This is a genomic window from Mycobacteroides sp. H001 (assembly GCF_001440005.1).
Classification (GTDB): Bacteria; Actinomycetota; Actinomycetes; order Mycobacteriales; family Mycobacteriaceae; genus Mycobacterium; species Mycobacterium gwanakae.
In genome coordinates this window covers 222,762-244,240 of the sequence record NZ_LJYH01000035.1, presented here as the reverse complement: position 1 = coordinate 244,240, position 21,479 = coordinate 222,762, and the positions used below count along the sequence as shown (strand labels likewise).

Genomic DNA, 21,479 nt, shown 5'->3' with positions numbered 1-21,479 from the left:
TCAGCCGATCGGGTGCGATCTCAGCCACTCAAGTACGCGTTGTGCGTGCGTGTTCGGCGGAAAGATCGGATAGAACACGTGCTCGATGGTTCCGTCCCGCACCACCAGCGTGATCCGCGTGTAGAGACGCGGATGCCCGGCCGCGGCGAATGTGGGCAACTTCAGGGCATCGCCCAAGGCGAAATCCCGGTCCGAGAGCATCTGGAACGGCAGATGTAATCGTTGGACAACCTCGGCCTGATAACCCACATCTTGACTCGACAGTCCCCAGACCTGTTCCACACCCGCTGCCCGAAGCTCGTCGAAATGGTCTCGAAAATCACAGGCCTCGGTGCTGCAACCCCGCGCACCCGGGATGGCATCCCAGCCTTCCGGGATGTCTGCGCCGGGGCGCCCCGTGAGTGGATAGAGGTACAGGACGGTGCGCCCCGTGGGCAGTTGGCTTAGCCGCACCAAACTTTCGTCACTTGCCGTGAAGGTCAGGTCCGGAACAGGTACACCGGGCAGATGGTCGGCCGCCCCATCATCTATCGGAACGGGTAGACCGGTAGGCAAAGCGGTGTAGTCATCCATCTGCATACCTCATCCTCGCGCGAACTTCTCGAGCCTGCCCCTAGGGGCCTGGCGAAGTCCAGCGCGACCGGCGGCAGACGATTACCCCTCGCGCTGAACCACGTAAGGCGCAATGCTTCCGAGCTTTTCGCAGGTCTCTTCGAACTCGCGGTCCGGCGTCGATGCCTCGATGATGCCCGCGCCCGCACGCAGCCAGGCCTGCCCGTCCTGCTCGTAGGCCGCGCGTAGCGTCAGCGCCGCATCCAGTCCGCCATCGGGAGACATCATCAGCACCGCGCCGGAGTAGAGGCCACGTGGATGGTCGTCGAGCCGAAGGATGGCATCGACGCCCTCCGCCTTGGGGATACCCGAGGCGGTGACGGCTGGGAAGAGCGCCTCGAGCGCATCCATCCGGGTCATCCCGGCACTGAGCTCCCCACTGACGGTCGATCCCAGATGCTGCACGCTCCCGCGCTCACGCACGGTCATGAAGTCTGTCACCTTCGTGCTGCCTGTTTCGGCCACCTCACCGAGCTCGGCGAGTGAGCTGCGCACGGAAATCGCGTGCTCCACAATCTCTTTGGCATTCGATTCCAGGTCGTCGCGCGCTACCCGATCTGCGTCCTCTCCCCGGCCGAATGCACGGGTTCCGGCAAGCGGCTGAGTGATCACAGTGCCGTCAGCCTCCACAGCGGCCACGAGTTCAGGGCTGTAGCCGAGGGCACGAATGCCGCCGAGCCGCAGCAGGAACGAACGCACCGGCGTGTTGTTGTGACGGCCCAGACGGTAAGTCGACGGGAAGTCCATAGCGAACGGCACTTCCACACGCCGCGACAGAATCACCTTGTGGTACAGGCCCGATCGGATCTCGGCAGTAGCGATGCCCACGCGGCCACGGTAGTCGGATGGATCCGGAATCAGGTCGATCGACGCCGGCGCGGGCGCGGGCGGGGCGCCCTGGTCGAGCACCCGCCGAATCTCGTCGACATAGCTCTCTTCACAGACCGACACTCCGTCACTGGTAATCACGACCTCCGCGCGCGGGGCGAAGACCCGAGCCATCGGCGTGCCGGGGGTCAACCGGTGCTGCAGGCCAAAGCGGTAGGTGCCGAACTCGAACGCAACCCACCCGAAGACGCGGTGCACGCCGTCGGAGATCTCATTCACGGCTTGTTCCAGAGCGGCGCCGGGATGCCCCGACCAACCGCGCTGCTCCACGGCCCCATCACGGATGATGCGCAGTCCGTCGCTGTCGAGTTCGACGGAGGCGCGGGCACCGATGGCGAGCACCCACTCGCCATCACGTTCGTAGATCAGATATTCGTCGCCGTTGCGCTCGGGGATTTCCTGCGCGAGAACGCCGGCGAGGTCGGCCGGCGCGAAACCGTCCGGCAACCCCTCCTGCACAGAAACCCAGGTCTGGGCGCCGATACCGGAATCTACGACCGTACTCATCTTCGACACCTGAGTAAGCCTAGCCTATGCTAAGTGGCCCTGGTACCCGCCCGTAACATGACCTCCGCCACGTTGCCAAGCCCAATCCAGTGTGCTTCGGCGCTTCTGTCAGCCGGCCGCAAGTGCTTGTCGCGCATAGGCTCTCACGTCAGCGTCGCCATCTTGCAACGCACCGGTCAGCGCGTCACGGACGGTGGGCTCCGTGGAGGCCCACTGACTCAGGCTCAACACCGCCGACTTCCGTACATCCAGATGTGGATCGTCCAGCGCGCGCGCCAGCGGCGGTACGGCCTGCCCCGGATCCGCTCCGGCCAACGCACGCACCGCACCCTGACGGATCTGCCAGGCCGGAGCCTTCAGCGCCTCCTGTACGGCATCGATGATCTGGTCGTCGACGCCCAGCGCACCAACAGCCGTCAACGCCGCGGCCCGCACCAAGGGGTCGCGGTCACGCACCAGCATCCGCACCGTCGCGCTACCGGCAGCCAACTTCGCAAGCCCGTTGGCCACGGCAATCCGCACCTCACGGTTCTCATCTTCGGCGGCGGTGGCGATGGACACCGCGTCGTCCACTGACACCAGGGCACGTACGGCCTCGATTCGGACCCGGTGATCTGAGTCGCGCACCGACGCGACGTAGGCGGTGGGGTCGCCGACCTTCCGGGCACTCGCCACGTACAGCGCGGTGCTACGCACCAACGGATCGGATGCGCTGACATGATCGCCAATCGCGGCGGGATCCTCGAGTACCTCGACGAGCTCGCGCACTCCGTCGGCGGCGGTGCGACGCACGGACGCATCGCTGTCCCCCAACGCATTCAACAGGGCCTCCTCGTAACCCGTGGGGATGTGCTCGGTGAGCGAGGCGATGGCGGTGCGGCGCACGCCCGGATCGTCGTCGACGAGGTACTGCAGCAGCTCCTCGACGGTGGGCGCCTCCAAGGACAGCACCGCGGCGATCCGCGGCGACGGCGGCTGCTCGGCCTCGGCGGCGATCACGTTCGAGAGCCGGGCGGCGGGCGCCTTTCCGCCCAGCAGTTCGGGCTGATGCACTGGGATCGGATCGGTCTCCCCCGACGGCAGGTCGTCGAGACCCGGAACCGGGACGAAATAGGGTGCGACGGGCCGTTTCACGAAGTCCATGGCGCCGTCAGAGGTCTTCCGCAGGTTGAGGTGATAGCGCCAGTTCTCGTCATCACGGTCCGGCAGGTCTGCCCTGTCGTGGTAGAGGCCCCAACGTGATTCGGTGCGAGTCAGCGACGAGCGCGCCGCCATCTCGGCGCAGTCCCTGATGAACGACACCTCGGCCGCCCGCATCAGCTCATGCGGGGTGCGCGCGCCGATCTGACCTACCTCGTCGGCCATTCGCTCAAATGTCTGCACCGCCAATGACAACTTGGCCGCCGTCTTCGGCGGGGCCACATAGTCGTTGACGAAGCGGCGAAGCTTGTACTCGACCTGAGGCTGCGGAGGCCCGTCCGGGTGGCGCAACGGACGGTAGATCAGCTCATGCGCCTCCTTGACCTGGTCGACGGGGAACTCCAGCGGTGCAGGCGTTTTCGACAGCGTCGAGGCCGCATGCTCACCGGCCAGATCTCCATACACAAAGGCGCCGATCATGTAGTTGTGCGGCACGCAGGCCAGGTCCCCGGCCGCATACAGGCCGGGCACCGTGGTGCGCGCATGCTCATCCACCCACACGCCCGACGCCGAATGACCACTACACAAACCGATCTCGGAGATATGCATCTCGATGTCATGGGTGCGGTAGTCATGTCCGCGGTTGGCGTGGAAGGTGCCGCGGGTCGGCCGCTCGGTGGTGTGCAGGATGCTCTCCAGCGCCGACAACGTTTCATCCGGCAGGTGAGTCACCTTGAGGTAGATGGGACCGCGTGCAGACTCGATTTCGTTCTTGACCTCGGACATCATCTGGCCGGACCAATAGTCGGAGTCGACGAAGCGCTCTCCCTGGGCATTCACCTGGTAGCCGCCGAATGGGTTGGCCACATACGCACAGGCCGGACCGTTGTAATCCTTGATGAGCGGATTGATCTGGAAGCACTCGATGCCCGACAGCTCGGCCCCGGCGTGGTACGCCATCGCGTACCCGTCCCCCGCGTTGGTCGGATTCTCATACGTGCCGTACAGGTAACCGGAGGCGGGCAGACCCAGGCGGCCACAGGGCCCCGTGGCCAGGATCACCGCTTTCGCGCCGACCGTGACGAACTCACCGGTGCGGGTGTTGAAACCCGCGGCGCCCACAGCTCTGCCTTCATCGGTGAGTACCCGCACCGGCATGACGCGGTTTTCGATGCGAATCTTCTCTCGCATCGACTTCTGCCGCAGCACGCGGTACAACGCCTTCTTGACGTCCTTACCCTCGGGCATCGGCAACACGTAGGAGCCCGATCGATGCACGCGCCGTACGGCGTACTCACCGTGCTCGTCCTTCTCGAACTTGACCCCGTAGCGCTCGAGGCGCTGCACCATCGCGAAACCGCGTGTCGCCGTTTGGTACACGGTGCGCTGGTTCACGATGCCGTCGTTGGCGCGGGTGATCTCCGCGACGTAGTCCTCGGGTTCGGCCTTGCCGGGGATGACGGCGTTGTTCACACCATCCATACCCATCGCCAGCGCACCGGAGTGCCGCACATGTGCCTTCTCGAGAAGAATCACCTGGGCGCCGTTCTCGGCCGCGGTCAGCGCCGCCATGGTTCCGGCGGTTCCACCGCCGATGACCAGGACGTCACAGTCCAGCCGGATGGAACTGTCAAGTTCAGGGATCTGCATCAGGCGACAAGCTCCGTATGGTTCAGTGCGGCCAGGATTTCGGCGCGCAGCGCGCTCCGATCGCTATCGGCCTCACGGGGATCGGGAATATCCAGCAGCGCACGCAGCGGCTGACCAGCGCGGCCCAGGACGGCGATTCGGTCGCCGAGTAGCAGCGCCTCGTCCACATCATGTGTCACAAACACCACCGTGGTGGGATGGCTGCGCCAGGTATCGATCAGCAGGCGCTGCATGCTGGCGCGAGTCTGGGCGTCGAGTGCTCCGAACGGCTCGTCCATCATGACCGCACGCGGAGCACCAGCCAGGCCGCGAGCCAACTGAACACGTTGGCGCATGCCACCCGAGAGGCTCTTGGGCAGGTAGTCCTCAAAGCCCGTCAGACCGACGTCATCGATCCAGTTCTGCGCCGCCTGGCGCCGCCCCGCACGCGGCACACCACCCAGCTTGAGGGCCAGCTCCACGTTCGATTGCACCGTGCGCCAGGGCAACAACGCGTTGTCCTGGAACACCATGGCACGGTGCCGGGAGGTGGTGACAACCTTCTCGCCGTCGGCGTGAATGGTGCCCGAGTCGGGTGCGAGCAGCCCGGCCAGCGCGCGCAGCACGGTGGACTTGCCACAACCCGACGGCCCGGTCAGGACAAGAATTTCCGCGGGGCGCACAGTCAGGCTCAGACGGTTCACGACGGTGCGGCCCCCGTATCCGAGGGTGACCCCGTCAAGGACGAGGGTGGAGGCACTCATGAGCGCGCCTCCTCGGCGCGGGGTAACCACCGCGTCACCCGGCGACCGATCAGCTCGACGGCCGCCGAGGTCAGGAATCCGAGAACGCCGATGGTGATGATCCCGACGAACACATCGGGATAGGCCAGCACCGTGTACGACTGCCACGTCCGGTACCCGACACCCAAACGACCCGAGATCATTTCGGCGGAGATCACGCATATCCACGCGACGCCGATGCCCACCGAGAGACCGCCAAAGACTCCCGGAAGGCTGCCGGGCAACACCACCCGGAGCAGCACATCCCAGCGGCTGCCGCCCAGGGTGCGGACCGAGTCCTCCCACAGCGTGGGCAGAGCACGCACCGCGTGCCGCGTGCTCACCATGATGGGGAAGTAGGCCGCGAGAAATGTGATGAACACGATCCCTGCCTCATCGCTGGGAAACAGCAGGATGGCCACCGGCACGATCGCGATCGCCGGAATCGGGCGAGCCAACTCGGTGAGCGGGCCGACGATGTTCGCGAACAGCGGAGAACGCCCCAGCCAGATTCCGGTGATGACGCCGAACACCGCCGCCAGGCCGAAACCGGTGAGAATCCGAATGGTGGACTGGCCAAGATCCAGCCAATACTGCTCGGTCCCAATATGTTTAGCGAGGGCCGAGACGACCTCGGTGACCGTGGGAAGAGTGTCGAATCGCAGTCCGAAACGGACCTTGTTGACCGTCAAGAGTTGCCAGAGCAGTACCGCCGCAGCCACGGACGTGGCCCGGATACCCCAGGCCAGGTAGCGAGAACCATGCCGACGGGTACTCGCGGCCTCGCCGATCCGGTCACCGGCGGGGGGCACCGCGATCGCTCGCGATCGCGCCTCCAAGATGGGCAGGCTGCTCATGATGCCGCCGCCAGAGCCTGTGCGTAATCCAAGGGTGTCGCGCCGGGATGGGTAGAGATATACCGGGTGGCACCCGCGTTCGTGGTGAACGGACGTAGCCCGGCCGAGTCGCGAACCCACCAGGCATGATCGGCGAACCACCGCGTACCCAACTCGGGATCGGAGACATAGGCGGCGCGAATCTTCTGGCCGGACGCGTTCGCCGCGTTCACGGCCTTCAACAGCTCCTGCGCCGTCGCATATACCTGCGTGGAATCCTTACCATCGAACCAGATTTCGGCGGCTTGGCCCGGATCTGCCCCGGCGTCCGGTTGCAGCACCAGCGGATTGGCCTTGGCCGCCAGTTCGGTTTCGTAGTTCTTGGCGCGCGTCGTGTAGGCCTGGCGCAGCGGTCCATCCTGCACGAACTGATCGATGTCCAGATCGGCGAAGTCACCGATCGATTTCAGATAGGGCACATCGCTTTTGAAGGCCTCGATGAGCGAGGGCTTGAGGGTGGTATCGAACGATGTACCACCGGGCCCGTTGTAGAGGTACACCACCTCCTGCGGCAGGCCGCTGCCCTCGGCCACGAGGCGCGCCGCCTCCAGAGACTTCTCGTGGATGAAATCGGTCGCATCAAGCTGAGCCTGCAGGAAGGCGTCTAGCACCTCCGGATGCTGCTTGGCGTAGTCACGGCGCACCACCACCCCATGGAAGGTGGGAACGTTCAGCTCGGCACCGTCATAGAGCAGCTTGGCCTTCTTCTGGAAGACCAGCAGCCCCGGCCACGCCACGAACTGTGACAACGCCTGCACCTGACCGGATTCCAGCGCAGAGGCGCCGACCTGCGGCTGCTGGTTCAACACCTCGACATCCTTGGCCGGGTCCAGACCCTCGTTGCGCAGCGCGCGCACCAACGTGCCGTGCCCCGCCGAGCCCACACTGGCGGACACCTTCTTCCCTTTCAGCTTGGGCAGCGTGGTGATCGGTGAATTCGGTTGCACTACAACCATGTTGAGTGCACCCTTGGCGTTGTAGCCGGTGATCGACACGAGTTCGGTGCGTGCCTTCTCGTTGGTCTGGGTCTTGGATCCGTTGATCAGCAGCGGGTAATCGCCCATCGAGCCGATGTCGATCTTCTCGGCGAGCATCTGCGCGGTGATCGGCGCTCCGGTGTCATAGTCCTGCCACTGCACCGTGTACTTGGTCCCGGTGCGCGATCCGGCCTCGGCGAGCCGCTTCTCGAGGTAGCCCTGGGCCCGCAGCAGCGTGCCCGCGGTCACGGTGTTGATGGTCTTTGATTGGTATCCGACGACGACTGTCACTTCATTGGCCGAGCCGGACCCGGAATCCAGCGAGCAGCCGGTGACGACGGTGAGAAGAAGTGCGGAGAGAAGGGCTGTTCTCTTCATGAGCTGTCCTGACTTAACGGATGAGATAGGGCATGTTGACGGTGACTGCACCGGTGGGACAGCGAGCCGCGCACGGTCCGCAGTACCAGCACTCATCGACATGCATGAATGCCTTGCCGTTTTCGGGATTGATGGCCAGCGAATCCAGGGGGCAGATGTCGACACACAACGTGCAGCCCTCGATGCACAGCGACTCGTCGATGGTGACCGGAACGTCGATACGGTTGTTGACCAATGTCATGTGAGGCCTCAGATATCCCTTAGTAGATTGCTGCGCAAAGTGATTCGATCACCGCGCATTCGGATGTACTCGAGGTCGACGGGGGTCCCGTCGTCGAGGTGGGTCAGTCGTTCCAGGAGCAGTAGCGGTGCGTTATCGGGTACCTGCAACGTCGCGGCCGAATGCGAATCCGCCGAGACCGCCTCCAGGGCCAAGTTGGCCGATCCCAATCTGTGTCCGGTGACGCGCTCGATCAGGGCGAAGACGTCATTGCTCTCGAGCTGGTGCTCGATGACCGCCTCCCCCACATCCGAGGTCAGGTAGGTCTTGTCCAGGCTCAGCGGTAGATCTCCGAGGTATCGCAACCTTTCGATGAAGATGACCCGCGCGCCGGGATCAAGGCGCAACCTGTGCGCGACCGCGGGAGGCGCGTTCACCTCCTGAATGACGCGAACCTCGTTCCAGACCTCGCCGTATCCCTTGAATGTCTCTTTCAGCCCCAGCAACGCGTCCAGGCCGTGCTCGTACTTCCGCAGCGCCACGTGGGTACCGGTACGCGGCCCCCGCTCGATGAGGCCTTCCTCTTTCAGCGTCGTCAGCGCCTCGCGGACCGTGTTGCGCGAGACGAAGAACTCCGCGGCCAGATCGTGCTCGCTCGGTAGGCCGCCGTCGGCGTATGCACCGGCGTGGATCTGGTGACGCAGCACATCTGCCACCAGTCGCGCCTGATCGGCGCGCGGGCGGCGCAATGGCGTGGGCTCGGCAGCGGCCACCAGTCCTCCTGACGTGAGACAACCTCGCCAACACGCTAAAGGCCAGCTCAATGGCCATCTGGCGGATGAATTCGATATCTGTCAGGTCGGCTTCAATGCGCCGGTTCCCACCCGCCCCTACCTGCAACGCACGGTCGCATGTGCACCATTGCGCCACTGTCGTGCGCGGCGCCGGATTGGATTCAGAGTGATCGCAATGAGCGCGCGAGGGCGTGGCCCGCGGACTCGGCGTGAATGGAATCAACGGCGGAGGTCATCCAACCAATCCACATGGCGCTCACACCCGAAATCCAGGAATCGCTGGCTCAATGAGGACATGCAGATCGACACGACCCCCGGCCCCGATGTTGTCGTCGTCCTCAACGCCGACGACCCGAGCGGGCGCGAAATTGTGCGGATACTGGTGCGCAACGGGCACCGGGTGGTCATCTGCGGCAGACACGCCACCGATCTGACGAGGATGCTGCACGGCTATGACGCTGATGAGGTCATGGCCATCGCCGCCGACGCCGCCGATCCGCGACAGCTACGCGAGCTGTGCCGGCGCGCGACCGATCGCTTCGGCACCGTCACCACGATTCTGGATGCTGCCGCGGGTCGGCAAATGCCGCGACTGCGGCTTGCTTCCTAGAGCCGATCAACCCGTTTTGGCGGCACCCTTCCCTCAGGCCATCCAGTAGGCCTGGGCTTTCATCGCCCTGCGAGGGATGCCGTAGTGATCCTTGAGAACCTGCGCCACTTCGCGAGTGGTCCGGGTGTCGCACGCCACCCATCCGAAGAAATCGGGGGCATCAAAGGCAGCCTCACGCACCACCTGGACCAGCGATCGGTCGCCGTGGCGATCTATCCAGACCGCATTCCCATTCACCGGCAGCGTCTTGTCGCTCTCATGCGCGGCCTCCAGGAAAACCGTGGCCGGGCTGTCGCCGATTGCTTCCAGCAGGGAGTTGATCGCGGGCAGGGACGCGGTGTCGCCGACGATGATGTATCCGCGCGGAGCCGGAACGGGCAGCTCGAAGTGGCTGCCCAACACCGTGGCCTCGATGGTGTCTCCCACCAGGGCCGCCTGCGCCCAGCGCGCCGCCATCCCGTCGTGCAGCGCGAATTCGATATCGACGGTGTCGGCCTGCGGGTCCGGGTTGACCAGCGTGTATCCGCGCTGGTGCAGCTTCTCCCCGTCCGAGAACCACAACCGGATCCACATGGTCGGGTGAATGTCCCGGTCCTGCAGCAGGCCGCCCGCGGAGAAGCTGAGCCTCACATAGTTGTCGGTCAGCTCGCACCGGCCGGTCACTGTTAGCTGGAAATCGCCGGCCCGGAACAATTTGAGAACCGCGCCCTGCCACCCACGTGTCGGTTGCGTCACTGTGCTCGGCATTACACCCTCCTCGATTCGCTGAGTGCGCTTTTAGTTTAGGCTAGCCTAACCATTCTGACCTGCACAGGGCTAGGGTTAGCCATCGACACTTAGGTAAGGGAATGCTAATCTCTTGCCGAGCAGGCAACGGTGCCATGAACAAAGGCGGTAGATGAGCACTCGCGAACGAGTTAATCAACTCGAACGCCCGGGTGTGGCGACAGTCACACCAGTGTTCATTGCTGATGGGTTAGAACACCGAAGTGATCACCGCTACCAAATATGGAGTGGCGGTGCCGAGGGTGGGCGATGTGCTTCAAGTTTGCCAGCTGCTCCGGACATAGAGGCGAGGAACTATTCACGTTCGCGACCCGACTACTCCAGTCAGCGAGCGTGTCGATCGGGTGAAGGGCTGTAAGTGGATATTCGTGAACGAGTTGGCCAGCTGGACCGTGCGGCGCCGGCGGTGAATCCGTCAGCCCGCATCGACCCGGAACTAGAGAGCCGATTCGCAACCTGTTGCCGCGCGCTCGGTCTGTCCGTTAATGACAGGCGGCGTCCTGCAGATTTGCCAGCAGCGCGTTACGGCTTCACGTCGCTGTGCCGAACGGCTCAGGATCACTGTGATGTCTGGGTCGGCCTGGCCGCCTCTGGGGGCGCCACCGTCGACGTGCTGGAGGCGATCTCCGAGACCGCGGCGACCGCTGGGCATCTTCAGCATGCGGTGAACCTGCACCCGGGCGACCTCACCTTCCTCTACGACACCGGGCTCTACCTCGAATTCCGTGCCAGCGGACCCGACGACTATCACCTCGCCTACGCGGCGGCCCTCGTGGACAAGGGTGACTACGTCAAGGCTGCCGAGCTGATCGCCGCCGTAACCGAGCGACGCCCCGGATGGTTCAACGCCCGCTGGGCCGCTGTCGCCATGCAGAATCGGGCCGAACGTTGGTCCGATGTCGTCACGCTGCTGACCCCAGTTGTCACCGATGCGTCGTTGGACCCCACCACGTCCCACGCCGTACGGATCACCCTGGGTATTGCCCTCGCCAAGCTCGGCATGGTCAATCCCGCCCTCTCCTACCTCGAAGACCCCAGTGGTCCCATCGAGGTGGCAGCCACCGACGGCGCACTGGCCAAGGCGCTCAACCTGCGCCACCACGGTGACGAAGAGACTGCGACCGAGGTGCTCCAGGATCTGTATGCGGCCAATCCGGAGAACACCGAGATCGAGCATGCGCTCACCGATCCGAGTGTGGGTCTGCACACCACGACCTCCGCGCGTATCGCTGCCCGTACCGATCCCTGGGACCCCGAAACCGAGCCCACCGAAGAGGATTTCATCGATCCTGAGGCTCACGAGCGCAAGGCGATCCTGCTGGCCGAGGCCGAGCAACAGCTCAGCGAATTCATCGGCCTGGAGCAGGTGAAAGACCAGGTCTCACGACTCAAGAGTTCCGTGGCGATGGCGCTGCGGCGCCAGGATCGCGGACTTGCCGTTGGCCACCGCACCCACCACCTGGTGTTCGCGGGCCCTCCCGGCACCGGTAAGACCACCATCGCGCGTGTGGTCGCCAAGATCTATTGCGGCTTGGGGCTTCTCAAGCGCGAGAACGTCCGCGAGGTGCACCGCGCCGACCTCATTGGTCAGCACATCGGTGAGACCGAAGCCAAAACCAACGCTGTCATCGACAGCGCGCTCGACGGTGTGCTGTTCCTCGATGAGGCATACGCGTTGGTGTCCACCGGCGCCAAGAATGACTTCGGTCTCGTCGCCATCGACACCCTGCTGGCCCGCATGGAAAACGACCGCGACCGCCTGGTCGTGATCGTCGCCGGATACCGCGCCGAGCTGGACCAGTTCCTCGACACCAACGAAGGTCTACGCTCCCGTTTCACGCGGTCCATCGAATTTCCCTCGTACGCACCGCCGGAGCTCGTCGAAATCGCATCGGCCATGGCGTCCGTGCGCGACAGCAAGTTCGACGAGGGCGCCGCTGACGCGCTGCTCACCGCCTTCTCGGCGATGTGTGCCGCAGAGGCTCCCGATACCCGCGGCATCGCACGCCGCAGCATCGACGTAGCCGGTAACGGTCGATTCGTCCGTAACGTCGTGGAACGCTCCGAGGAGGAACGTGAACACCGCCTTGACAACTCAGGCGCCGAAGAATTCAGCGATGACGACCTCATGACTGTCACCGTCGAGGACGTGCAGGCATCGGTGGAGGCCATCGTCGCCGGCCTCGGGCTGTCTGCTCCCGGGACGTCGGTCCAGAAATGAGCGATAACCGAGACAACAACGCGAACTCCGAGCGCCGGGCCTTCGCCTCACGCACTCCGGCCAGCGAGAATCCCGAACCGCTGAAGTACCGTCGCGGGTTCGTCACCGGGCATCAAGTAACCGGATGGCGATTTGTCATGCGGCGCATAGCCTCTGGCGTCGCACTACACGACGCCCGGATGCTCGTTGATCCGCTGCGTACCCAATCCCGCGCATTCAGCATGGGCGCTGTCATCGTCGTCACCGGACTTGTCGGGTGCTTCGTCTTCAGCCTGTTGCGCCCCTCCGGTATCGCCGGCACCGATCCGGTACTGGCCGACCGGTCGACCGCGGCGCTCTACGTCCGGGTCGGTGACAACCTGCACCCGGTGCTCAACCTCACCTCGGCCCGTCTCATCGCAGGCAAGTCCGTGGACCCGACGATGGTCAAAAGCACTCAGCTCGACCAGTTTCCGCGCGGAAACCTGATCGGCATTCCGGGCGCACCGGAGCGCATGGTGCAGGCCAAGAGCACCGATGCCGCCTGGGCGGTGTGCGAGTCCACCGAAAACCGCGCGGTAACCGTGATCGCCGGAGCATTGGATACCAGTGGGGACAAGGCCTTCGACCTGCCCCGCGACCGTGCCGCGGTGGTGTCCTCTGACGCGGGTACCTGGCTGCTGTGGGATGGGAAGCGCAGCGCGCTCAACCTCGGCGATGTCGCCGTCACGAGCGCACTGGGCCTCACCGCACCGCCAGCCGTGCGCCCCGTGACCACCCGCCTGCTCAACGCCATTCCCGAGGCTCCGGCACTCGTGGTTCCCCCCATCCAGGGAGCCGGGACGCCGACCGCTTATCCGTTGCCGGTCGCGGCGCCCATCGGCTCGGTGCTGGTGAGCTCCTCCACCGACAACACTCCGGTGTACTACGCGGTGCTAGCCGATGGCGTGCAACAGGTTTCACCGGTGATCGCATCGGTACTGCGCAACGCGAACTCATATGGCCTGGAACAGCCACCGCGGCTGACCGCCGACCAGACCGCGCACTTGCCGACGTCCTCGGCGATCGATACCAGGGTGTTCCCCAGCGCCGCCATCAAGCCGCTGGCCGCCAACGAGGATCCGGTGCTGTGCTCACGGTTCACCAGGACGGCCGACGCCTCCTCGGATTCGTGGTCGCTACTTGCGGGTTCGGTTCTGCCCCTTTCTGATTCGGTGCACACCGTGCAGCTGATCTCCTCCGCGTCCACCCCGACGCGGGTCGCCATCACTCCCGGCATCGGATACCTGGTGCAGCCCGGCGGTGGCGGTGGGTACCAGTGGATATCCGATACCGGTGTGCGTTACGGCATCGATACCGAGGCCGAGGGCGACAAGACCCTCGAGGCACTCGGCCTGCACAAGCCCGCACTCACCATCCCCTCGTCGATTCTGGATCTGTTCGCCTCCGGGCCATCGCTCTCACGTGCCGATGCCCTGCTCGCGCACGACAGCCTGGCCCCGACCGATCGGCCGGCCACGCGCATCCAGACCGACAACCCATCTGCTCAGGCACAGGAGTCCCGTTGAGCCGTCTCATTTTCGAACCCCATCGGCGTGTAGCGCCTCCCGCGATACCCGATGCCACGGTGACCGTAGAGGCACCACCACAACTGCCTCGGGTGATTCCTCCATCGTTCCTGCGCCGCGCCATGCCGGTTGTGATCGTGATCCTGATCGTCGGCATGGTGGTCGCACTGGTCGCCTCCGGGATCCGGCTCATCTCCCCGCAGACGCTGTTCTTCCCGTTCGTGCTCCTGCTGGCCGCGACCGCGTTGTACCGCGGAGGCGGTGACAAGGTCCGCACCGAGGAGGTCGACGCCGAGCGCGCCGACTACCTGCGGTACTTGTCGGTGATTCGTGAAAATCTGCGCACCCACGCCACACAGCAGCGCAAGGCGCTGGAATGGTCGCACCCGGATCCCGAAGAGCTCACCACTGTTCCCGGCACCCGGCGTCAGTGGGAACGCGACCCCGGCGATGACGACTACCTGGTAGTGCGCGCCGGACGTCATGATCTCCCCCTGGCCAGTCCGGTACGCGTCAAGGACATCGCCGACGAGATCGATCTGGAGCCGGTGAGCCACAGCGCGTTACGCGGACTGCTGGATACCCAGCGCACGGTGCGCAGCGCACCGCTGGGCATCGACCTGAACAAGGTTTCGCGCATCACGGTGCTCGGCGATGACGACATCGTCCGCGCCTCGATCCGATCATGGGTGACCCAGGCAGCCACTTTCCATGATCCGACGCTGCTGACCGTGGCGATGGCCGGCCCGGGTGTGGAGGACAGCGACTGGTCGTGGCTCAAATGGCTTCCCCACGTGGACATCAGCGGTGAGGTCGACGGCGTTGGCCCGGCACGCTACCTGCGCCGCACAGGTGCCGAGCTGTTCGAGGCACTGAAGCCGGTGCTGTCCGAGCGCGCGCTGTTCGGGGCCGAATCCGGCGCCCACAAGCATCTCCTGATCATCCTCGACGACCCGACCTACGATCTGAACGGCGTGAACTCGCCGATCCCGGCAACCGGACTGGACGGCGTCACCGTCATCCAGCGGGCGGACGGAAGTGACGGCGCCACCAAGCTTCCGGAGTACCTCAACCCGGAACGTCCTGTGCTGCAGGTCAATCGGAACGGCGTGAGCGCACGAATCACCCGGTGGAACGGCAACGACTGGCAGCCGTACATCGACGAGGCCGATCAGCTCACGCTCGGAACCGCATCGCACGTGTCCCGGCGGCTCTCCCGTTGGGATTCCAATCCGACGCATCCGGGCCTGCGATCGGCCGCCACCGGTGGTGCGACCTTTACGTCGCTGCTCGGTATCGAAGACGCGTCCCAGCTGGATGTGCCTGCCCTGTGGTCGCCGCGTACGCGTGACGAAGAGCTTCGCGTGCCGATCGGTGTGACCGCCTCCGGCGAGCCGCTGATGTTCGACCTGAAGGACGAGGCCGAGGGCGGCATGGGACCGCACGGACTGATGATCGGCATGACAGGCTCCGGTAAGTCCCAGAGCCTGATGTCGATTCTGTTGTCGCTGCTGACAACGCATTCGGCCGACCGCCTCATCGTGATCTACGCGGACTTCAAGGGTGAAGCGGGAGCCGACATCTTCCGCGACTTCCCACAAGTCGTCGCCGTGATCTCGAACATGGCCGAGAAGCGCTCTCTGGCGGATCGTTTCGCCGACACGTTGCGTGGCGAGGTTGCCCGGCGCGAGAACCTGCTCAAGCAGGCCGGCCGCGATGTACAGGGCAGTGCCTTCAACTCGGTCCGCGAATACGAGGATGCGATCGCGGCCGGTCACGACCTGCCACCCATTCCCACGCTGTTCGTGGTCGCCGACGAATTCACCCTGATGCTCCAGGATCATCCGGAGTACGCCGAACTGTTCGACTACGTCGCACGCAAGGGGCGCTCGTTCCGGATTCACATCCTGTTCGCGTCACAGACCCTCGACGTCGGCAAGATCAAGGACATCGACAAGAACACCTCGTACCGCATTGGTCTGAAGGTGGCCAGCCCCAGCGCATCTCGGCAGATCATCGGAACCGAGGACGCGTATCACATCGAATCGGGCAAGGACCACAAGGGCGTTGGTTTCCTGGTGCCCGCCCCCGGGGCGGTGCCCATCAAGTTCCGCAGCACCTATGTCGACGGCGTTTACGAGCCGCCGTCCAGGACCACGACCATCGAGATCCACGCCACTCCGCAGCCCAAGCCGTTCACGGCGCTGCCGGTGGCCACCGATCCGACCACAGTGATCGTCAAGGGTGGATCCGACCAGCCACAACAACCGGCACGCAAGCTGATCTCCACCGTCGGCGCCCAGCTGGCCAAGGTGGGTCCGCGTGCACCCGAGCTGTGGCTGCCGCCGCTGGACACCGCGATCCCGTTGGCAAGTGTGTTGAGCCAGAACGGCATCCCGGCACGCCAGCTGCGCTGGCCGCTCGGCGAGATCGACAAGCCGTTCCAGATGCGTCGCGATCCGCTGATCTTCGACGCGACCTCGGCGGCCGGAAACGTGATCATTCACGGTGGCCCGAAGTCCGGGAAATCGACCGCCCTGCAGACGTTCATGCTGTCGGCGGCCGCGTCGCACTCCCCCCGCGATGTCACGTTCTACTGCATCGACTACGGCGGCGGGCAATTGCACGCGCTCGAAGGACTGGCACATGTCGGCAGCGTCGCCAGCGCCCTGGAGCCCGAGCGCATCCGGCGCACCTTCGGTGAGCTGGAGCAGCTTCTGGCCTATCGCCAGCGTCTGTTCCGCGACCGCGGCATCGCCTCGGTGAGTCAGCTGCGCACACTGCGTGACAGCGATCGCACACTGGACGACGGGTACGGCGAGACGTTCCTGATCGTGGACAACCTGTACGCGTTCAGCCGCGACAACACCGATCAGTTCAACACCCGGAATCCGCTGCTGGCCCGCCTTACCGAGCTGGCCAACGCCGGGCTGTCATACGGCATCCACGTCGTGATCACGACACCGAACTGGATCGAAGTGCCGCTCGCGATGCGCGATGCTCTCGGGCTACGTCTGGAACTCAAGCTGCACGACTCGGCAGACAGCAACGTGCGGGTACCCGGTGCGCTGCGCCGCCCCGCCGAGAGCGTGCCGCACGATCAGCCGGGACGCGGCCTGACCATGCAGGCTGAGCATTTCCTGTTCGCGGCGTCCGACGCCAAGGACGTGGAATCGGTCAACGCCAACTACCCCGGCGCCAAGGCTCCTGCAGTCCGCCTGCTGCCGGCAGACCTGGCACCGGACGCCATCGGTCCGCTGTACCCGGGGCGCGAGCAGGTGGTCATCGGTCAGCGCGAGCAGGATCTGGCGCCAGTGGCTCTCGACTTCGCCCACAACCCGCTCCTGATGGTGCTGGGCGATACCGGATCGGGCAAGACGACGCTGTTGCGGCACATCATCCGTACGGTCCGCGAGCACTCGACACCCGACGAGGTGGCATTCACCGTCCTGGACCGGCGTCTGCATCTCGTCGATGAGCCGCTGTTCCCCGACAACGAGTACACCCCCAACATCGACCGGATCACCCCCGCGATGATGGGCCTGGGTGCCCTCCTGGAGAAGCGCCGGCCACCGGCCGGACTGTCCCCCGAGGAACTGCACAACTGGGTGTCACGCGGAGTGACCGCACAGCGGCACTACCTCATCATCGATGACGTCGACCAGATTCCCGATGCGCCCGCCGTCAGCGGTCCCTACATCGGGCAGCGTCCCTGGAACCCGATCACGGGCCTGCTCGCCGAGGCTCGCGAGCTCGGCCTGCGAGTGATCATCACCGCGCGTGCCACCGGTTCCGGGCACATACTGATGACCAACCCCATGTTGCGCCGTTTCCACGAACTGCAGGCCAACACCCTGATGTTCAGCGGTAGCCCGCAAGACGGTGGCCGTATCCGTGGACATCGCTTCGAGCGTCTGCCTGCGGGCCGCGGCGTTCTGTTGTCAGATAACGATGTCCCGACATATGTACAGACCGTTAATCCATTCGTCAGTGAGCACGCTGCTCAAGGAAGGGAGTACCCACGATGAATCTGAATGTCATTCCGGAAGGTCTGCTTGCCACCAGTGCTGCGGTGGAGGCGCTGACCGCGCGTCTGGCCGCCGCACATGCTGCTGCCGCGCCGGTGATCGGTGCGGTGGTACCGCCGGCGGCCGATCCGGTGTCGTTGGAGACCGCGGCCGGTTTCAGTGCCCGCGGTGTCGAACACACCGGGGTGGCCGCGCTGGCTGTTGAGGAGCTGGGCCGGGCCGGACTGGGTGTTTCGGAGTCCGCGGCCAGCTACACCACCGGGGATATGCAGGCCGCGGCAACGTACATGATCGCGCGGGGCTAGATTCCGTGTCCGCCCCCATCTGGATGGCTTTCCCGCCCGAGGTCCACTCGGCGCTACTGAGCGCTGGACCCGGGCCGGGAGCTCTGTTGGCGGCAGCCGCGCAATGGCAAGCACTCTCGGTGCAATACACCACTGCCGCAACGGAGTTGACGCAGCTGCTCGCTGCCACCAACGCCGGTCCCTGGCAGGGGCCCAGCGCCACCCAGTACGTCGTCAGCCACGCACCGTATCTGGCTTGGCTGACGCAGCAGAGCGCGCTGAGCGCCACCAATGCCGTGCTGCACGAAACCAGTGCCGCCGCATACACGACGGCTCTGGCCGCGATGCCGACGCTGGCCGAGCTGGCGGCCAATCACATGATTCATGGCGTGCTATTGGCCACCAATTTCCTTGGTATCAACACCATTCCGATCGCGCTCAATGAGGCAGACTACATCCGGATGTGGGTTCAGGCCGCCACCACCATGGGCGTCTACCAAGGGGTTTCCACGGCCGCTGTGGCTTCGGTCGCGCCGACGACACCCGCGCCGATGATCATGGCTCCGGGCGGCGAGGTGACGTCACGGATGGCCGACATGTCGGGCCTGGCCGCGCAGGCGCAGGCTGCCGAATCCGGCACCGCGCTGGACGACAGCGAGAGCTTCTTCGAGAAGCTGATGCGGCAGATTCAGGAGTTCTTCACCGACCCGCTCGGCACCTTGCAGAGGATCTTGCAGGACTTCCTGCGCAACCCACTCGAAGCGCTCGTGGCGTGGGGTCCGCTGTTGTTCTTCATCGCGTACGAGGCGTTCTTCATCCCCTTCGGGTTCACCTTCTGGGGCGTCATGCTCTCGGCTCCGCTGTGGCTTCCCCTGCTCCTGATCGGACTGGCGCAGTTGATCAACCCGGTTCCGGTCGACGCCGACGTACCCGGGGAGGAACCCGCGCCGCAACCAGCCCAGGTCGCGCGCAACTCACCTCAGCAGCAGCCGTTTGCGATGGGCGGGATGCCCGGAAGCGGCGGCACGGCAATTACCAGCGGTACGGGTGCACCGTCCGCCCCCGCGACACCGGCTTCGCCCGCTGTCGCGGCGGTGACTCCTGCCTACATGGTGTACGCGGCACAGGAGGATCCGCCGGCGGCGCGGTTTGGGCCGACATTGAATGAAGGTGCAGGTGCCAAGGCGCCGGCAGCGGGAATCTCCGCGGCGGCCGCCGCGGCCGCGTCGGCGCGTTCACGTGCCCGCCGCAAGCGCGGTGCGCGTATCAAGGATCCGGCCCCGCAGTTCATGGACATGAATTCCACCGTGGACCCGGACTTTTCGGAACCGGCAGCGCGGCAGCCCGCTGGTGTCGGGGCTTCTTCTCGCGGCACGGGCCAGCTCGGCTTTTCCGGGACGGTATCCAGGAGTACCTCGAGCACCAGCGCGGCCGGTCTGATCGAACGCGAAACATCGGCCGAGGCCATCGACGGTTCGCGTACCGCCCCAATGCTGCCCACCACCTGGGGCACCGACGCGAACGTGGATCCCCAGGACAGCGCCGAAGGGGGGCCTCACAGCTGAGCGGCCACGAACAACCAGAAATCACCGACAACACAACACGATTGAGGAGATGAATATGAGTTTGCTTGATGCACACATTCCGGCGCTGATCGCCGCGGAGGGCACTTTCGGGGCCAAGACCGCTTTGATGCGTTCGACGATCTCGCAGGCCGAGCAGGCCGCGATGTCGGCCCAGGCCTTCCACGTCGGAGAGTCTTCGGTGGCCTTCCAGGCCGCACACGCCCGGTTCGTGGAAGTCGCCGCAAAGGTCAACGCCCTGCTCGATATCGCCCAGCTCAACCTCGGCGATGCCGCAGCCACCTACGTGGCCGAGGACGCCGCCGCCGCCAGCCGCTACATCGGCGTCTAACCCACACACGCACAAGGAAGGGAACACAGCAGATGTCGCAGATCACTTTCAACTACCCCGCCATGCTGGCCCACGCCGGCGAGATGAACACCTACTCCGGTGTACTGACCGCCCTGGGAGCAGACCTGGCCGCCCAGCAGGCCTCCCTGCAGGCAGCCTGGCACGGTGATACCTCCATGAGCCAGGCCGCCTGGCAGGCTCAGTGGAACACCGCCATGGAAGAACTCATCCGCGCCTACCGCGCCATGGGCACCACCCACGAAACCAACACCCTGTCCATGAACGCCCGCGACATGGCAGAAGGAGCCAAATGGGGCGCATAAACGCCCTTGGTGCTCCAGCACCTGATCGTGCGATGAACCAGGCCACCCGGTCGCCGGACGCCGTCGAGCTGACGGTCGACCAGGCCTGGTTCCTCGCAGACACCTTGAGCGCCGGCACCTTTCCCTGGGTGCTGGCGATCACGGTCCCCTTCCGGGATGAGGCACAGCGCGCCGGCTTCAATGCTCAGCGCGTCCAGGAACTCACCCGTGCCGGTGTGCTCAGCGCCGACGGTGCGGTGGATCCTGCCGTGGCGGGATGGATCCGCACCGTGTGCCGCCCCGACCGTTGGCTCGAACTGCGTTATGTCGCGGCAGGTTCGGAGAATCCGGACGTGATGCGCGGCATCATCGCGCACAAACAATCACAGGGTCGTGCGCAGACCGTGGTGTCACTGCGCAATGCCCACCTGATCACCTTCACGGCGGTCGACGCCGACGACCCTTCGGCGCTTGTCCCCAGTGTGGTCGCCGGACTGCGCTGGCGCGCACCCGCGCGGTTCCCCGAATTCACACTGCCCACCCACGTGGGCGCCAAGGCCGATGAGCAGCTGCGTTCCGGCGCCTCACTGGCCGATGTCATGGGATACCTGGGCGTCCCTCCCACCGCACAGGCTGTGGTGGAATCAGCGTTCATCGGAAACCGCAACTATGTTGAAGTAGTTGCTGGACAACGTGATAACGCAACCCAGCAGACTTCCGAGGTGGGTATCAGCGTGGTCGACACCAGCGCTGGACGCATCCTCGTCAGCCCGCACCGCGCGGGCGACGGCACCTGGCTGTCGACCTTCGCACCCGGAACCCCATTCGCGATCGCGGTAGCCGTCGAGCAATTGATGGCCACGCTCCCGGACGGGCATTGGTTCCCGGACGCGAGATTGACCCGAGACTTCGACTGATGCTTTCCCTCTATTAGTTCCCTAGTGTGCTCCACCCCCCTATCGAG

At 65.0% G+C, this 21,479-nt stretch carries 17 protein-coding genes and 1 pseudogene; 9 read left to right on the top strand and 9 right to left on the bottom strand.

What is annotated here, in order from left to right:
• The 8 genes and pseudogenes from AOT83_RS18320 to AOT83_RS18285 form a co-directional block, all read right to left on the bottom strand.
• Window positions 1-573: pseudogene (locus AOT83_RS18320) on the bottom strand (peroxiredoxin); the annotation flags it as partial.
• Between the two features lie 81 nt (window positions 574-654).
• Complete coding sequence (locus tag AOT83_RS18315; protein WP_030095688.1) at window positions 655-2,016, bottom strand: salicylate synthase; 1,362 nt, start codon at window positions 2,014-2,016, stop codon at window positions 655-657.
• 99 nt (window positions 2,017-2,115) lie between these two features.
• On the bottom strand, window positions 2,116-4,797 hold the full coding sequence (locus AOT83_RS18310; protein ID WP_057965297.1) for a fumarate reductase/succinate dehydrogenase flavoprotein subunit: 2,682 nt from the start codon (window positions 4,795-4,797) through the stop codon (window positions 2,116-2,118).
• Window positions 4,797-5,540: an ABC transporter ATP-binding protein gene (locus AOT83_RS18305; protein ID WP_057965296.1), complete on the bottom strand. Its 744-nt coding sequence runs from the start codon at window positions 5,538-5,540 to the stop codon at window positions 4,797-4,799. The genes AOT83_RS18310 and AOT83_RS18305 overlap by 1 nt, the downstream gene beginning before the upstream one ends.
• On the bottom strand, window positions 5,537-6,415 hold the full coding sequence (locus AOT83_RS18300; protein ID WP_075907623.1) for an ABC transporter permease: 879 nt from the start codon (window positions 6,413-6,415) through the stop codon (window positions 5,537-5,539). Before AOT83_RS18300 ends, AOT83_RS18305 begins: the two co-directional genes overlap by 4 nt.
• Window positions 6,412-7,809 carry an ABC transporter substrate-binding protein gene (locus AOT83_RS18295; protein WP_057965295.1) on the bottom strand — a complete coding sequence of 466 codons (1,398 nt, stop codon included), beginning with the start codon at window positions 7,807-7,809 and terminating at the stop codon, window positions 6,412-6,414. Before AOT83_RS18295 ends, AOT83_RS18300 begins: the two co-directional genes overlap by 4 nt.
• A 13-nt stretch (window positions 7,810-7,822) precedes the next feature.
• Entirely contained in the window at window positions 7,823-8,050 is a 228-nt protein-coding gene (locus AOT83_RS18290; RefSeq protein WP_030095683.1) for a 4Fe-4S dicluster domain-containing protein, read from the bottom strand.
• 8 nt (window positions 8,051-8,058) lie between these two features.
• The gene (locus AOT83_RS18285; protein ID WP_030095682.1) at window positions 8,059-8,802 is read right to left on the bottom strand and encodes a GntR family transcriptional regulator; all 744 of its coding nucleotides are present in this window, start codon (window positions 8,800-8,802) and stop codon (window positions 8,059-8,061) included.
• A gap of 316 nt (window positions 8,803-9,118) precedes the next feature.
• Between AOT83_RS18285 and AOT83_RS18280 the strand changes: the two genes are divergently transcribed.
• Entirely contained in the window at window positions 9,119-9,433 is a 315-nt protein-coding gene (locus AOT83_RS18280; protein WP_057965294.1) for an SDR family NAD(P)-dependent oxidoreductase, read from the top strand.
• Window positions 9,434-9,466: 33 nt separating this feature from the next.
• Here the strand turns inward: AOT83_RS18280 and AOT83_RS18275 are convergent, their stop codons facing one another.
• Window positions 9,467-10,180: a siderophore-interacting protein gene (locus AOT83_RS18275; protein ID WP_057965293.1), complete on the bottom strand. Its 714-nt coding sequence runs from the start codon at window positions 10,178-10,180 to the stop codon at window positions 9,467-9,469.
• Window positions 10,181-10,577: 397 nt separating this feature from the next.
• Between AOT83_RS18275 and eccA the strand changes: the two genes are divergently transcribed.
• Genes eccA through AOT83_RS18235 form a run of 8 tightly spaced genes read left to right on the top strand, consistent with a single transcriptional unit; the run spans window position 10,578 to window position 21,432 of the window.
• On the top strand, window positions 10,578-12,440 hold the full coding sequence (eccA, locus tag AOT83_RS18270) for a type VII secretion AAA-ATPase EccA (RefSeq protein ID WP_078286435.1): 1,863 nt from the start codon (window positions 10,578-10,580) through the stop codon (window positions 12,438-12,440).
• Complete coding sequence (gene eccB, locus AOT83_RS18265) at window positions 12,437-13,987, top strand: type VII secretion protein EccB (RefSeq protein WP_057965292.1); 1,551 nt, start codon at window positions 12,437-12,439, stop codon at window positions 13,985-13,987. The genes eccA and eccB overlap by 4 nt, the downstream gene beginning before the upstream one ends.
• Window positions 13,984-18,015, top strand: coding sequence for a type VII secretion protein EccCa (eccCa, locus tag AOT83_RS18260; RefSeq protein ID WP_057965291.1), 4,032 nt, complete (start codon window positions 13,984-13,986; stop codon window positions 18,013-18,015). Before eccB ends, eccCa begins: the two co-directional genes overlap by 4 nt.
• On the top strand, window positions 18,012-18,320 hold the full coding sequence (locus tag AOT83_RS18255) for a PE family protein (protein ID WP_030095676.1): 309 nt from the start codon (window positions 18,012-18,014) through the stop codon (window positions 18,318-18,320). The genes eccCa and AOT83_RS18255 overlap by 4 nt, the downstream gene beginning before the upstream one ends.
• A 5-nt stretch (window positions 18,321-18,325) precedes the next feature.
• Window positions 18,326-19,864: a PPE family protein gene (locus AOT83_RS18250; protein ID WP_030095675.1), complete on the top strand. Its 1,539-nt coding sequence runs from the start codon at window positions 18,326-18,328 to the stop codon at window positions 19,862-19,864.
• A gap of 55 nt (window positions 19,865-19,919) precedes the next feature.
• Window positions 19,920-20,213, top strand: a complete 294-nt coding sequence (locus tag AOT83_RS18245; protein ID WP_030095674.1) for a hypothetical protein — start codon at window positions 19,920-19,922, stop codon at window positions 20,211-20,213.
• Window positions 20,214-20,245: 32 nt separating this feature from the next.
• Window positions 20,246-20,536, top strand: a complete 291-nt coding sequence (locus AOT83_RS18240; RefSeq protein ID WP_030095673.1) for a WXG100 family type VII secretion target — start codon at window positions 20,246-20,248, stop codon at window positions 20,534-20,536.
• Between the two features lie 32 nt (window positions 20,537-20,568).
• Complete coding sequence (locus tag AOT83_RS18235; protein ID WP_030095672.1) at window positions 20,569-21,432, top strand: ESX secretion-associated protein EspG; 864 nt, start codon at window positions 20,569-20,571, stop codon at window positions 21,430-21,432.
• Window positions 21,433-21,479 lie beyond the last annotated feature (47 nt).